We start from the raw sequence: 14203 nt of genomic DNA, 5'->3' as shown, positions 1-14203 counted from the left end.
TTGGACGGAGCGGGGGAGCGCGCGGTTCCCTCCGCGCGCTGCCCCCGTCGCCCGGGGCCCGCCGGGGCCGCCCCCGGGAACGGTCCCGGGGAGCTGTCGGGAGGGCTCAGTCGCCGTAGTCGGACATGGTGGCGATGAGCTCCACCGAAGACGGTGGCACGGACACCCCGTGGATCCGCGAGGGTGGCACGGGCGCGGGCGCGGCGGCCGCCGGGACCACCCAGTGGGGGGCCATACGGACACAGGCGCCGCGCAGCTCGGCGAGGCTCGGTTCGGCCGTGACGGCCGGTGTGACGTTTCCGGTGCGCTTCATGGTTTCCCTATTCCGCATGGCAGCCGAGGGGAACCATGCGGAAAAAGAACCGTTACGGGGTAGTTTCAGCCCTTCAGCGGAACCTCGGCGACCCGGTAGCGTTAGCTGTCAACAGTCCTCCACGCAGGAGTGTCCTAGCCGTGCGTATCGCAGTCACCGGCTCCATCGCCACCGACCACCTCATGACCTTCCCCGGCCGATTCGCCGACCAGCTGGTCGCCGATCAGCTGCACACGGTCTCCCTCTCCTTCCTCGTCGACAACCTCGACGTGCGCCGGGGCGGTGTGGGCGCGAACATCTGCTTCGGGATGGGGCAGCTCGGCACCCGGCCGATCCTCGTCGGCGCCGCCGGCTCCGACTTCGACGAGTACCGGGCCTGGCTGGACCGGCACGGGGTGGACACGAACTCGGTCCGTATCTCCGAGGTCCTGCACACCGCCCGCTTCGTGTGCACCACGGACGCCGACCACAACCAGATCGGCTCCTTCTACACGGGCGCGATGAGCGAGGCCCGCCAGATCGAGCTCCAGGCGGTGGCCGAGCGCGTGGGCGGTCTCGACCTCGTCCTCATCGGCGCCGACGACCCCGAGGCGATGCTGCGCCACACCGAGGAGTGCAAGACGCGCGGGATCCCCTTCGCGGCCGACTTCTCCCAGCAGATCGCCCGGATGTCCGGCGACGACATCTGTACGCTCCTGGAGGGCGCGAAGTACCTCTTCTCCAACGAGTACGAGAAGGGGCTCATCGAGTCCAAGACGGGCTGGAGCGACGAGGAGATCCTGGGGAAGGTCGGCTACCGGGTCACCACCCTCGGCTCGCGCGGCGTGCGCATCGAGCGCGTGGGCGAGGGCGCGATCGAGGTCGGCTGCCCGGAGGAGGACGCCAAGGTCGACCCGACCGGCGTCGGCGACGCGTTCCGCGCGGGCTTCCTGTCGGGCCTGTCCTGGGGGGTCGGCCACGAGCGGGCCGCGCAGGTGGGGTGCATGCTGGCGACGCTGGTGATCGAGACGCTCGGCACCCAGGAGTACCAGCTGCGGCGGGCGCACTTCATGGACCGCTTCACCAAGGCGTACGGAACGGACGCGGCGGACGAGGTCCGAACGTACCTGTCCTGACGCCCAGCGCCCCGGCGTCGGCGGGCACCGCCCGACGCACACCGGGACGGCTCCCGTCGCTGTGGGCACGGCGCGCCGGGGCGCCGGCCGCCCCACACGGCTGTGGGCGCCGCCCCGCCGCTGTGGCACCGCCCCCGTGCCGCTGGGGGCCCCTCGCCGCTGTGGGAGCCGCCCTCCCTCCCGCCGCTGTGGGCATGCGTGCCGCCAGGGGCGGCACGGGTGGGCACAGCGGCGCCCCCGCTCCCGCCGGGCTGCGCACCCCGTCTGCCCCGGTTCCGCCGTCGGCGGGTGCGGGTGTGTGGGGGCTGGTCGCGCAGTTCCCCGCGCCCCTGAAGGGCCTGGGCTGCGCCCGGCCCCCTCAGGGCACACACCTAGCCCCGCTGAGAACACGCACCCCAAACCCCGCTCAGGAAACGCGCCGCACCCCGTGAGCCATCCCGCACCCCAAGCCCCGCTCAGGAAACGCGTCGCACCACATAAGCCGACCCCCGCTCCCGAGCCTCCTCTCCCACGTACTCCTGCCCCCGCATCCCGCACCACGCCGGGATGTCGAGGCGGGCGGCCTCGTCGTCGGCGAGGATCGTGATCGTGGCGCCCAGCGGGACGTCGTTGATCGCCTTGGCGAGTTCGATCACCGGGAGCGGGCAGCGCTTGCCGAGGGCGTCGAGGGTCAGGTCGCCGGAGGGCGCGGCGGGTGCCGGGGAGGACGCGGGGGCGCCCAGCCGCGCCCGTACCGACGCCACCACCCGGGGCAGCACCTCCAGGAACCGGTCCACGTCGGACGCCTCGGTGCCCCACGGCAGCGAGACCCGGACGTTCCCCTCGCTCAGCACCCCCATCGCCCGCAGCACATGGCTGGGCGTGAGCGTGCTGCTCGTACAGGACGAACCGGACGAAACCGAGAAGCCCTCGCGGTCCAGCTCGTGCAGCAGGGTCTCCCCGTCGACATAGAGACAGGAGAAGGTGACCAGATGCGGCAGCCGCCGCACCGGGTCCCCGACCACCTCCACGTCCTCCACCAGCCGCGCCACCCCGGTACGCACCCGGCCGACCAGCTCGCGCAGCCGCTCCGCCTCGGCCGCCGCCTCCGCCCGCACCGCCCGCAGGGACGCCGCCGCCGCCACGATCGCCGGGATGTTCTCGAAGCCGGGGGCCCGGCCCGACTCCCGCTCGTCGGCGGGGCCCGGCGGGGCGAACCGCACGCCCTTGCGGACCGCCAGCAGTCCGACCCCCGACGGCCCGCCCCACTTGTGCGCGCTCGCGGCCAGCAGCGACCAGCCCTCCTCGACCGGGCCCCACGCCAGCGACTGGGCCGCGTCCACCAGCAGCGGCACCCCCGCCTCCCGGCACGCCGCCGCCACCTCGCCCACCGGCTGGACCGTGCCCACCTCGTGGTTGGCGGACTGCAGGCACGCCAGCGCCGTGTCGGGGCGCAGGGCGGCGGCGAACGCGGCGGAGGAGACCGCGCCGGTCCGCTCGACCGGCACCCGCGTCACCTCGCCGCCGTCCGCCTCCAGGGCCCCGCCCGCGTGCAGTACGGAGGAGTGCTCCACCGCCGACACCACCAGATGGCGGCCGACACGTCTGCGCCCGGCGAGGGAACCGTAAATTCCGGAGTGCACCGCCCGGGTACCCGAAGAGGTGAACACGAGCTCGTCCGGGCGGCAGCCGACGGCCTCGGCCGCGGCCTCCCTGGCCGCGTCGAGCAGCAGCCGGGCCCGTCTGCCCTCGCGGTAGAGCCGGGCGGGGTCGGCCCACCCCTCGTCGAGGGAAGCCATCAGGGCCTGGCGGGCCACGGGGTGCAGGGGGGCGGAGGAGGCGGCGTCGAAGTAGGGCACACGATCACGCTATCCCCGGCGGGGTGCGGGGTGCGGGGTACGCGTCCCCGGGGCGCAGGTCCCCGGGATGCGGGGTGCGGGTCCCCGGGGCGCGGGCCACCCGTCCCCGCGCCCCCTTCGAGGCGACCCCGCACCGCCCCACTCCCCGTACACCCGTACGGAAAGACCCGTCAGATGCCTCCCGGAGGCCCGGATTCCACCCCTTCGGGGGCCCCGGCGGCGCGTTGGGCACCCTCCCCGCGCGACCCCAAATAGCGTCCAGTAGGGTTTGCTCCGCATAAACATCCAAACCCCTGCCCGCGGCCAGGGCGGCGACCGACCAGCGAGACGGACGGCCGGAGCCGGCCGGCGCGGGCGAGACTCTCGGGAAGGCGCTACGTGAGTCCCAACGGCTCCGACCTCCCCCGCTGCCTAGAGGGCGCGGGCGGTTCCCCCACGTCGAGGCGCCCGATGCGGCGGAAGCTGCTGCAGGTGTCGACCGCGGGCCTGGTCCTGGCTACCGCCTCCGGTTGCTCGTACAACTGGAAAGACTTCCCTCGCCTAGGTATGCCCACCCCGGTGACGGAGGAGGCTCCGCGGATCCTGTCCCTCTGGCAGGGTTCGTGGGCGGCCGCGCTCGCCACGGGCGTGCTGGTCTGGGGCCTGATCCTGTGGAGCGTCATCTTCCACCGGCGCAGCCGCACCAAGGTCGAGGTACCTCCGCAGACCCGGTACAACATGCCCATCGAGGCGCTGTACACGGTCGTCCCCCTCATCATCGTCTCGGTGCTCTTCTACTTCACCGCGCGCGATGAGTCGAAGCTCCTCGAGCTCTCCCCGAAGCCGGCCCACACCGTCAACGTGGTCGGCTACCAGTGGAGCTGGGGCTTCAACTACGTCGAGAACGTGGACGGGAACCCGGCCACGGGCGACGCCGCCAAGTCCAAGGAACTGTCCGCCATCCCGGACCGCTTCACCAAGGACTTCCCGGCGGGCGCGGACGGTGTGTACGACGTCGGCATCCCCGGCACGCGGAACCCGCAGACCGGAAACCCCGGGCCCACGCTGTGGCTGCCCAAGGGCGAGAAGGTCCGCTTCGTGCTGACGTCCCGTGACGTCATCCACTCCTTCTGGGTGGTCCCCTTCCTGATGAAGCAGGACGTCATCCCGGGGCACACCAACTCCTTCGAGGTGACCCCGACCCAGGAGGGCACCTTCCTCGGCAAGTGCGCCGAGCTGTGCGGTGTCGACCACTCCCGGATGCTCTTCAACGTGAAGGTCGTCTCCCCGGAGCGCTACCAGCAGCACCTCAAGGAGCTGGCGGCGAAGGGCCAGACCGGCTACGTGCCGGCGGGCATCGCTCAGACCGACCCCGCCAAGAACGCGGAGACGAACAAACTGTGAGCATCCTCAACGAATCCCAGGGTGCCGCGGCAGCAGACGACTCGTACGAGAACGAGCTGCCGGTCCGGCGCAAGCAGCCGGGGAACGTCGTCGTGAAGTGGCTGACCACCACTGACCACAAGACGATCGGCACGATGTATCTGGTCACGTCGTTCGCGTTCTTCTGCATCGGCGGGATCATGGCGCTCTTCATGCGCGCCGAACTCGCCCGCCCCGGCACGCAGATCATGTCGAACGAGCAGTTCAACCAGGCGTTCACGATGCACGGCACGATCATGCTGCTGATGTTCGCGACGCCGCTGTTCGCCGGATTCGCGAACTGGATCATGCCGCTGCAGATCGGTGCGCCCGACGTGGCGTTCCCGCGGCTGAACATGTTCGCCTACTGGCTCTACCTGTTCGGCTCGACCATCGCGGTCGGTGGCTTCCTCACCCCGCAGGGCGCGGCCGACTTCGGCTGGTTCGCCTACTCCCCGCTGTCGGACGCGGTCCGCTCGCCGGGCGTCGGCGCCGACATGTGGATCATGGGTCTGGCCTTCTCCGGCTTCGGCACGATCCTCGGCTCGGTCAACTTCATCACCACGATCATCTGCATGCGCGCCCCTGGCATGACGATGTTCCGGATGCCGATCTTCGTGTGGAACGTCCTGCTGACCGGTGTGCTGGTCCTGCTCGCGTTCCCGGTCCTGGCCGCCGCGCTGTTCGCCCTGGAGGCGGACCGCAAGTTCGGTGCCCATATCTTCGACGCGTCCAACGGCGGCGCGCTGCTGTGGCAACACCTCTTCTGGTTCTTCGGCCATCCAGAGGTGTACATCATCGCTCTGCCCTTCTTCGGCATCATCTCCGAAGTCATCCCGGTGTTCTCCAGGAAGCCGATGTTCGGCTACATGGGCCTGGTGGGCGCGACGATCGCCATCGCCGGTCTGTCCGTGACCGTGTGGGCGCACCACATGTACGTCACGGGCGGCGTGCTCCTGCCGTTCTTCTCGTTCATGACGTTCCTCATCGCGGTACCGACCGGTGTGAAGTTCTTCAACTGGATCGGCACGATGTGGAAGGGCTCGCTGTCCTTCGAGACCCCGATGCTCTGGGCCGTCGGCTTCCTGATCACCTTCACCTTCGGTGGTCTGACCGGCGTCATCCTGGCCTCGCCCCCGATGGACTTCCACGTCTCCGACTCGTACTTCGTCGTCGCGCACTTCCACTACGTCATCTTCGGCACCGTGGTCTTCGCGATGTTCTCCGGCTTCCACTTCTGGTGGCCGAAGTTCACGGGCAAGATGCTGGACGAGCGCCTGGGCAAGATCACCTTCTGGACGCTGTTCGTGGGCTTCCACGGCACGTTCCTGGTGCAGCACTGGCTCGGTGCCGAGGGCATGCCGCGTCGTTACGCGGACTACCTCGCCGCCGACGGTTTCACCGCGCTGAACACGATCTCGACCATCAGCTCCTTCCTGCTGGGCCTGTCGATCCTGCCGTTCCTGTACAACGTCTGGAAGACCGCCAAGTACGGCAAGAAGATCGAGGTCGACGACCCGTGGGGCTACGGCCGTTCGCTCGAATGGGCGACGTCGTGCCCGCCGCCGCGGCACAACTTCCTCACCCTGCCGCGTATTCGCTCCGAATCCCCGGCGTTCGACCTGCACCACCCGGAGATCGCGGCTCTCGACCAGCTCGAGAACCACGGCGCCGGTGGCGACGCGGCGCTGGCCGGCAGCAAGGAGGCGGGCAAGTGAAGATCCAGGGCAAGATGTTCCTCTGGCTCTCCGTCTTCATCCTGATCATGGCCGTCGTGTACGGCGTGTGGTCGAAGGAGCCGGCCGGTGCCACCGCTCTCGTGATGGCCTTCGGCCTGAGCGTGATGATCGGCTTCTACCTGGCCTTCACGGCCCGGCGGGTCGACGCGGGCGCGCAGGACGACAAGGAGGCCGATGTCGCGGACGACGCCGGTGAGCTGGGATTCTTCTCCCCGCACAGCTGGCAGCCGCTCTCGCTCGCCGTCGGTGGCGCGCTGGCGTTCCTGGCCATCGCGATGGGCTGGTGGCTGCTGTACTTCTCGGCGCCGCTGATCCTCATCGGGGTCTACGGCTGGGTGTTCGAGTACTACCGCGGCGAGAACCAGAACCAGTAGGTCCCCGCACGCACCCGTGAAGGGCCCCGCGGCTCGTACCGAGCCGCGGGGCCCTTCCGCGTACCCGGGGGCCGTTCCCGGGCCGCCCAGGGGGAGCACCGCCCGTTTGCAGTCCTCCCGCGCGCCGAACCGGCCCGCTCTTCATAACGTGTGGGCATGAGTCAGGCACCGCGTATCCGTACCGTCCTCGGCTGCACCCTGCTGGTCATCGCCCTGGGGGCGGGCGCCGCCGGGTGCGGCCACTCCGGCGGCGACGGCAACCCGCTCTCGGCCAAGCCCTACGACGCGGCCGGCCAGGTCGCGTACAACGGTCCGGCGGGCAGCGCGAAGGCGGACCCGGACAAGCCCCTGGAGATCACCGCCAGGGGCGGCCGCGGCCGGATCACGGACGTGACGGTCGCGGACGCGGCGGGCCGCTACCTCGCGGGCGAGCTCGACGGCGACGGCAACCGCTGGCACTCCACCTCGCCGCTGGTCGCGGGGACCCACTACACCGTGGTGGTCTCCACGGAGGACTCCGACGGGGCTCCGGGGCGCCGTACGCTGACGTTCGACACCACCGCGCCCACGGACACCGTGAAGGTCGAATTCGGCCCGGACGCGGGCAAGTACGGCGTCGGGCAGCCCATCACGGCGGAGCTCAGCAAGCCGGTCAAGGACAAGGCGGCCCGCTCGGTCGTGGAGCGGGCCCTGAAGGTCGAGTCCACGCCCTCGGTGGAGGGCGCCTGGTACTGGGTGGACGACAAGACCCTGCACTACCGGCCCAAGGACTACTGGCCCGCGCACGCGACCGTCAGGGCCACCTCGCGCCTGGAGGGCGTGCGGATCGCGGACAAGCTCTACGGCGGTCCCGCCAAGCCGTTGAAGATCACCACCGGTGACCGCATCGAGGCCATCACGGACGCGGCCACGCACTACATGACGGTCAAACGCAACGGGGAAGTGATCAATACCATTCCGGTGACCACCGGCAAGCCGGGCTTCTCCACCCGCAACGGCGTCAAGGTGGTGCTGGGCAAGCAGTACTACGTACGTATGCGCGGGGAGACGGTCGGGATCTCGGCCGGCAGCGCCGACGCGTACGACCTGCCGGTCTACTACGCGACCCGGGTCACCTGGAGCGGCGAGTACGTGCACGCGGCCCCCTGGTCGGTGGGCTCGCAGGGCGCGGCGAACGTCAGCCACGGCTGTACGGGCATGTCCACGGGGAACGCGGCCTGGTTCTACGAGACCGTCACCGAGGGCGACATCGTCAAGGTCGTCAACAGCATCGGCGAGGACATGACGCCCTTCGACAACGGCTTCGGCGACTGGAACGTGGACTGGGACAAGTGGCGCAAGGGCAGCGTGCTCCAGGCCGACGCGAAGGCCGGGCAGAGCAAAGTGAACTCCGCCCGGCTGCGGCCGCAGGTCTAGGGCCTGCCCGGTGGGGGCTGGGGCGGGGGGATCAGGCCCGGGTGGCCAGGGCGCCGTCCGGACGGCGCTGACGCAGCAGGGCGGCCAGCGCGGCCGCGAACTCGACCGGTTCGACCGGGAGGGTCACCGCGGCGTCCGCGCGGCTCCAGGTGGCCAGCCAGGCGTCCTGGGGGCGCCCCATGAGCAGCAGCACGGGCGGGCACTGGAAGATCTCGTCCTTGATCTGCCGGCAGATGCCCATGCCCCCGGCCGGGGCGGCCTCCCCGTCCAGGACGCACACGTCGATGCCGCCGCGGTCCAGCTCCTTGAGGACGGCGTGCGGGGTCGCGCACTCCAGGAACGTCACCGGGGGAACATCGGAGGCGGGCCTGCGCCCGGCGGCGAGCCGCACCTGCTCACGGGTGTTCGCGTCGTCGCTGTAGACAAGTACGGTGGCGCTCGACTGCATTGTTCCTCCGATTCGACGGCGGTACGGGCTCGGGAGCCGATGCGCGGATGCTACTCCGTCCGACACGGTGTCAACACCGCTTCGGCGAGCCCCCGGATGGGCCGTTCGGGCAGGACACGGGGTGCGGACACACCGAACGGCACCCCCCGGAGTGAGCGCGAGATAAGCGACCGACATAATGTCGGTCGTGGCGACAGCAACGACAGTAGAAACCGGGCACGCGCACCCGTCGGTCAATCGGCCGAACCTCACCAGCGTCGGAACCATCATCTGGCTGAGTTCCGAGCTGATGTTCTTCGCGGCCCTCTTCGCGATGTACTTCACCCTGCGATCGGTGACGGGTGCCGAGCACTGGAAGGAAATGGCGTCCTCGCTGAACCTTCCGTTCTCGGCGACGAACACCACGATCCTGGTGCTCTCCTCCCTCACGTGCCAGCTCGGCGTCTTCGCCGCCGAGCGGGGCGACGTGAAGAAGCTGCGCACCTGGTTCACGATCACGTTCGTGATGGGTGCGATCTTCATCGGAGGCCAGGTCTTCGAGTACACCGAGCTGGTGAAGAAGGACGGCCTCTCGCTGTCCTCCGACCCCTACGGCTCGGTGTTCTACCTGACCACCGGCTTCCACGGTCTGCATGTGACAGGCGGTCTCATCGCCTTCCTGCTGGTTCTCGGCAGGACGTACGCGGCCAGAAGGTTCACCCACGAACAGGCGACCGCCGCCATCGTCGTGTCCTACTACTGGCACTTCGTCGATGTCGTCTGGATCGGCCTCTTCGCCACGATCTACCTGATCAAGTAATCGGGCACGCAGACCCGACACCATCCCGCACTGACGCAGAAGATCCTGACACCGGGGTAATCCGTGAAAAAGCTCTCCGCACGACGACGCCATCCGCTGGCGGCGCTCGTCGTCCTACTCCTCGCGCTGGCGGCCACCGGGGGGCTGTACGCCGCGTTCGCGCCCGCGGACAAGGCGAAGGCCGACGAAACCGCCCAGTCCCTCGCCATCGACGAGGGCAAGAAGCTCTACTCCGTCGGCTGCGCCAGCTGCCACGGAACCGGCGGTCAGGGCACCTCTGACGGCCCGTCCCTGGTCGGCGTCGGCTCCGCCGCCGTGGACTTCCAGGTCGGCACCGGCCGGATGCCGGCGCAGCAGCCCGGCGCCCAGGTGCCGAAGAAGAAGGTCATCTACTCGCAGGCCGAGATCGACCAGCTCGCCGCGTACGTCGCCTCCCTCGGCGCCGGCCCGATCAAGCCGACCGAGAAGCAGTACAGCCCGGAAGGCGCGGACATCGCCAAGGGTGGCGAGCTGTTCCGCACCAACTGCGCCCAGTGCCACAACTTCTCCGGCAAGGGCGGCGCGCTGACGCACGGCAAGTACGCCCCGAGCCTGGAGGGCGTGGACCCGAAGCACATCTACGAGGCCATGCAGACCGGCCCGCAGAACATGCCGTCCTTCCCCGACACGACGATGCCGCAGAAGCAGAAGCAGGACATCATCGCGTACCTGGACGCCGTGAACAGTGAGAAGACGGCGAGCCCCGGTGGCCTGTCGCTGGGGGGCCTCGGTCCCGTCAGTGAGGGCCTGTTCGCCTGGATCTTCGGCCTCGGTGCCCTCATCGCAGTCGCCATCTGGATCGCGGCCCACTCCGCTAAGGCCAAGAAGTCATGAGTAGCCAAGACAATTCCGAGAACCTGCCCAGCGAGCAGGACCCCGAGCACGGCTCGGTCGAGCGCGCCCGCGACCCGTTCGCGGACCCGGGGCTGCCGCCCCACCGTCCGCGCGTCCAGGACATCGACGAGGCGGCCGCCAGGCGCTCCGAGCGCGTGGTCGCCGGTCTCTTCATGCTCTCGATGGTCGCCACGGTCGCCTTCATCGCGTCCTTCGTGATCTTCCCGATCGACAAGATCGTCTACATCTTCCCGTTCGGGCACGTCAGCGCGCTGAACTTCTCCCTGGGTCTGACCCTGGGTGTCGCGCTGTTCTGCATCGGCGCCGGCGCGGTCCACTGGGCCCGCACGCTGATGGCCGACGAGGAGATGTCGGACGAGCGTCACGAGATCGCCGCTCCGCCGGAGGTCCGCGAGAAGGTCATGCGGGACTGGGCGGACGGCGTCCGCGAGTCCGGCTTCGGCCGCCGCAAGCTGATCCGCAACACCATGTACGGCGCGCTGGCCATGGTGCCGCTCGCCGGTGTGGTGCTCCTGCGCGACCTGGGCACCCTGCCCGAGGACAAGCTGCGCAAGACGATGTGGGCCAAGGGCAAGGCCCTCATCAACATGAACACCAACGAGCCGCTGCGTCCCGAGGACGTCGCCGTCGGTTCGCTCACCTTCGCCAAGCCCGAGGGCCTGGAGGAGGACCAGCACGACTTCCAGACCCAGATCGCCAAGGCCGCCCTGATGATCGTCCGGCTCCAGCCGGAGAACATCAAGGACAAGCGCGAGCTGGAGTGGTCGCACCAGGGCATCGTGGCGTTCTCGAAGATCTGCACCCACGTCGGTTGCCCGATCAGCCTGTACGAGCAGCAGACCCACCACGTGCTCTGCCCGTGCCACCAGTCCACCTTCGACCTCTCCGACGGGGCCCGCGTCATCTTCGGCCCGGCCGGTCACGCTCTGCCGCAGCTGCGCATCGGCGTGAACAGCGAGGGTTACCTCGAAGCGCTCGGCGACTTCGAAGAGCCCGTCGGTCCTGCCTTCTGGGAGCGCGGATGAGCACCACCACGACCGACGAGCGCCGCGAGGCCGGCAACGGCGAGAAGTTCGCCGACTGGGCCGACGGCCGGCTGGGGATCTACACCCTGGCCAAGACCAACATGCGCAAGATCTTTCCGGACCACTGGTCCTTCATGCTCGGCGAGATCTGCATGTACACGTTCATCATCATCATCCTCACGGGTGTGTACCTGACACTGTTCTTCCACCCGAGCATGAACGAGGTCGTCTACGACGGCTCCTACGTTCCGCTCCAGGGCGTACAGATGTCCGAGGCGTTCAACTCGACCATGCACATCAGCTTCGATGTGCGCGGTGGTCTGCTGATCCGGCAGATCCACCACTGGGCGGCGCTGATCTTCCTCGCCGGCATGTTCGTGCACATGATGCGCGTCTTCTTCACGGGCGCGTTCCGCAAGCCGCGCGAGGTCAACTGGCTCTTCGGCTTCCTGCTGTTCTTCTGCGGCATGTTCACCGGCTTCACCGGCTACTCGCTCCCGGACGACCTGCTCTCGGGCACCGGCGTCCGGTTCATGGAGGGCGCCATCCTGGGCGTGCCGGTCGTCGGCACGTACCTGTCGTTCTTCATCTACGGCGGCGAGTTCCCCGGCGGCGACTTCGTGGCCCGGTTCTACTCGGTCCACATCCTGCTGCTGCCCGGCATCATGCTCGGCCTGATGATCACTCACCTGATCCTGGTCTTCTACCACAAGCACACCCAGTTCGCGGGCCCCGGCCGCACCAACAAGAACGTCGTGGGCGCGCCGCTGCTGCCCGTCTACACGGCCAAGGCCGGCGGCTTCTTCTTCCTGGTGTTCGGTGTCATCGCGGTCATCGCCGCGATCGCCTCGATCAACCCGATCTGGGAGATCGGCCCCTACCGCCCGGACCAGGTGTCGACCGGCGCCCAGCCCGACTGGTACATGGGCTTCGCCGAAGGCCTCATCCGAGTGATGCCGGGCTGGGAGATCAACCTGTGGGGCCACACGCTGGTCCTCGGTGTGTTCATCCCGCTGGTGATCTTCCCGCTGGTGCTCTTCGCGATCGCGGCCTACCCGTTCATCGAGGCCTGGATCACCAAGGACACCCGCGAGCACCACATCGCCGACCGTCCGCGCAACGCTCCCGTCCGCACCGGTATCGGTGTGGCGTGGGTGACCGCGTACATGGTGATGCTGGTCGGTGGTGGCAACGACCTGTGGGCGACCAACTTCAACCTGTCGCTCAACGCCATCACCTGGTTCGTCCGGATCGCGTTCTTCGTCGGCCCGGTCGTCGCGTTCATCGTCACCAAGCGGATCTGCCTGGGCCTGCAGCGCCGGGACGCCGAGAAGGTGCTGCACGGTCGCGAGACCGGCATCATCAAGCGGCTGCCGCACGGTGAGTTCGTCGAGGTCCACGAGCCGCTCGACGCGGGCCAGCTCTACAAGCTCACCGCACACGAGCAGACCCGTCCGGCCGAGCTGCCGGCCGCCGTCGACGAGAACGGTGTCAAGCGCAAGGTCTCCCGTATGGAGAAGCTGCGCGTCAAGCTCCACAAGGGTTACTTCGGCGAGCAGAGCCAGATCGCCAAGCCGACCGCCGAGGAGTACGAGGAGATCACCAGCGGCCACGGCCACCACTGATCCCCTCCCAGCGCACCGCTGTACGCCACACAGCACGGGGCCCCGTCCACGCGATGGACGGGGCCCTTCGCCGTCCCCGGGGCTGGATAGGGTGTTCCCATTCCCCATCCGTCGGTGGACCCAGGAGTGGACCATGAACGTTGTGACCCCGGCAGGCGGCGACAGCGTGGCGGCCTACTCCTGGCCGGGCGTACTGGAAGCCCTGCTCAGCGGCACCGACCAGAGCGCCGAGGCGACCGCCTGGGCGATGGACTCGATCATGCGCGGCGAGGCGACCGACGCGCAGATCGCCGGTTTCGCGGTGGCCCTGCGGGCCAAGGGCGAGACGGTCGCCGAGATCACCGGCATGGTCCGCGCGATGTACGAGCACGCCAATCTGATCGAGGTGCCCGGTCGGACCGTCGACATCGTCGGCACCGGCGGCGACGGCGCCAAGACCGTCAACATCTCCACCATGTCCGCCATCGTGGTCGCGGGCACCGGAGCCAAGGTCGTCAAGCACGGCAACCGGGCCGCCTCCTCCGCCAGCGGCGCCTCCGACGTCCTGGAGAAGCTCGGCGTCAACCTCGACCTCACGCCCCGCCAGGTGGTCCAGGTCGCCGAGGAGGCGGGCGTCACCTTCTGCTTCGCGGTCAAGTTCCACCCCGCCCTGCGGTACGTCGCCGCCGCCCGCCGCGAGCTCGGCATCCGCACCACCTTCAACTTCCTCGGCCCGCTCACCAACCCCGCCCGGGTGAAGGCCCAGGCCACCGGGGTCGCGGACGCGCGGATGGCGCCGATCGTGGCCGGGGTGCTCGCCGAACGCGGCTCCTCCGCGCTGGTGTTCCGGGGCGACGACGGCATGGACGAGCTGACGACCACCGCGACCTCCCGGGTCTGGGTGGTACGGGACGGGGCCGTGCGCGAGGAGGCGTTCGACCCCAGGGACGCGGGCATCGACCTGGTGCCGGTCCAGGCGCTGCGCGGGGCCGACGCCTCGTACAACGCGGACGTCGCCCGGCGGCTGCTGGCCGGGGAGACCGGGCCGGTACGGGACGCGGTGCTGCTCAACTCGGCGGCGGCGCTCGTCGCGCTGGACCCGGGGCCGGGCGGCCTGGTCGAGCAGATCCGGGACGGGATCGCCCGGGCGGCCGAGTCGGTGGACTCCGGATCGGCGAGACGGGCCCTGGAGCGGTGGGTGGCCGCCAGCAACGCCTAGCCCCCTCCCGCGTGTGAC

At 69.5% G+C, this 14203-nt stretch carries 13 protein-coding genes; 10 read left to right on the top strand and 3 right to left on the bottom strand.

What is annotated here, in order from left to right; all coding sequences use genetic code 11:
- Nucleotides 1-106 precede the first annotated feature (106 nt).
- Nucleotides 107-313, bottom strand: a complete 207-nt coding sequence (locus tag ACZ4MU_RS11935; RefSeq protein ID WP_467874343.1) for a hypothetical protein — start codon at nt 311-313, stop codon at nt 107-109.
- A 140-nt stretch (nt 314-453) separates the two neighbouring features.
- On the opposite strand from ACZ4MU_RS11935, the gene ACZ4MU_RS11930 reads away from it, so the two are divergent.
- A complete protein-coding gene (locus ACZ4MU_RS11930; RefSeq protein ID WP_467874341.1) occupies nt 454-1428 on the top strand; it encodes a carbohydrate kinase family protein in 975 nt (324 codons plus the stop codon).
- A gap of 455 nt (nt 1429-1883) precedes the next feature.
- Here ACZ4MU_RS11930 and ACZ4MU_RS11925 read toward each other — a convergent pair whose 3' ends face one another.
- Complete coding sequence (locus ACZ4MU_RS11925) at nt 1884-3266, bottom strand: aminotransferase class V-fold PLP-dependent enzyme (protein WP_467874339.1); 1383 nt, start codon at nt 3264-3266, stop codon at nt 1884-1886.
- Between the two features lie 378 nt (nt 3267-3644).
- Here ACZ4MU_RS11925 and ctaC point away from each other — a divergent pair, with 378 nt between their 5' ends.
- The 4 genes from ctaC (at nt 3645) to ACZ4MU_RS11905 (ending at nt 8196) form a co-directional block, all read left to right on the top strand.
- Nucleotides 3645-4649, top strand: a complete 1005-nt coding sequence (gene ctaC, locus ACZ4MU_RS11920; protein ID WP_467874337.1) for an aa3-type cytochrome oxidase subunit II — start codon at nt 3645-3647, stop codon at nt 4647-4649.
- Entirely contained in the window at nt 4646-6385 is a 1740-nt protein-coding gene (gene ctaD, locus ACZ4MU_RS11915; protein WP_467874335.1) for an aa3-type cytochrome oxidase subunit I, read from the top strand. The genes ctaC and ctaD overlap by 4 nt, the downstream gene beginning before the upstream one ends.
- Nucleotides 6382-6780 (top strand): cytochrome c oxidase subunit 4, encoded by a 399-nt coding sequence (locus tag ACZ4MU_RS11910; protein WP_467874333.1) that lies wholly within the window; start codon nt 6382-6384, stop codon nt 6778-6780. The genes ctaD and ACZ4MU_RS11910 overlap by 4 nt, the downstream gene beginning before the upstream one ends.
- Before the next feature lie 156 nt (nt 6781-6936).
- A complete protein-coding gene (locus ACZ4MU_RS11905; protein ID WP_467874331.1) occupies nt 6937-8196 on the top strand; it encodes a L,D-transpeptidase in 1260 nt (419 codons plus the stop codon).
- Between the two features lie 31 nt (nt 8197-8227).
- Here ACZ4MU_RS11905 and ACZ4MU_RS11900 read toward each other — a convergent pair whose 3' ends face one another.
- Nucleotides 8228-8644 (bottom strand): hypothetical protein, encoded by a 417-nt coding sequence (locus ACZ4MU_RS11900; protein WP_467874328.1) that lies wholly within the window; start codon nt 8642-8644, stop codon nt 8228-8230.
- 178 nt (nt 8645-8822) lie between these two features.
- Here ACZ4MU_RS11900 and ctaE point away from each other — a divergent pair, with 178 nt between their 5' ends.
- The 5 genes from ctaE (at nt 8823) to trpD (ending at nt 14185) form a co-directional block, all read left to right on the top strand.
- A complete protein-coding gene (gene ctaE, locus ACZ4MU_RS11895) occupies nt 8823-9443 on the top strand; it encodes an aa3-type cytochrome oxidase subunit III (protein WP_067158287.1) in 621 nt (206 codons plus the stop codon).
- 63 nt (nt 9444-9506) lie between these two features.
- Nucleotides 9507-10316, top strand: coding sequence for a cytochrome bc1 complex diheme cytochrome c subunit (gene qcrC / locus ACZ4MU_RS11890; protein ID WP_358833668.1), 810 nt, complete (start codon nt 9507-9509; stop codon nt 10314-10316).
- Nucleotides 10313-11362, top strand: coding sequence for a cytochrome bc1 complex Rieske iron-sulfur subunit (gene qcrA / locus ACZ4MU_RS11885; protein WP_467874326.1), 1050 nt, complete (start codon nt 10313-10315; stop codon nt 11360-11362). Before qcrC ends, qcrA begins: the two co-directional genes overlap by 4 nt.
- Complete coding sequence (gene qcrB / locus ACZ4MU_RS11880) at nt 11359-12987, top strand: cytochrome bc1 complex cytochrome b subunit (RefSeq protein ID WP_467874323.1); 1629 nt, start codon at nt 11359-11361, stop codon at nt 12985-12987. The genes qcrA and qcrB overlap by 4 nt, the downstream gene beginning before the upstream one ends.
- A 133-nt stretch (nt 12988-13120) precedes the next feature.
- Complete coding sequence (gene trpD / locus ACZ4MU_RS11875) at nt 13121-14185, top strand: anthranilate phosphoribosyltransferase (RefSeq protein ID WP_467874321.1); 1065 nt, start codon at nt 13121-13123, stop codon at nt 14183-14185.
- Nucleotides 14186-14203: the final 18 nt, after the last annotated feature.

It is taken from the genome of Streptomyces sp. NPDC026377 (assembly GCF_055567715.1).
This window is presented reverse-complemented; position numbering and strand designations above follow the sequence as displayed.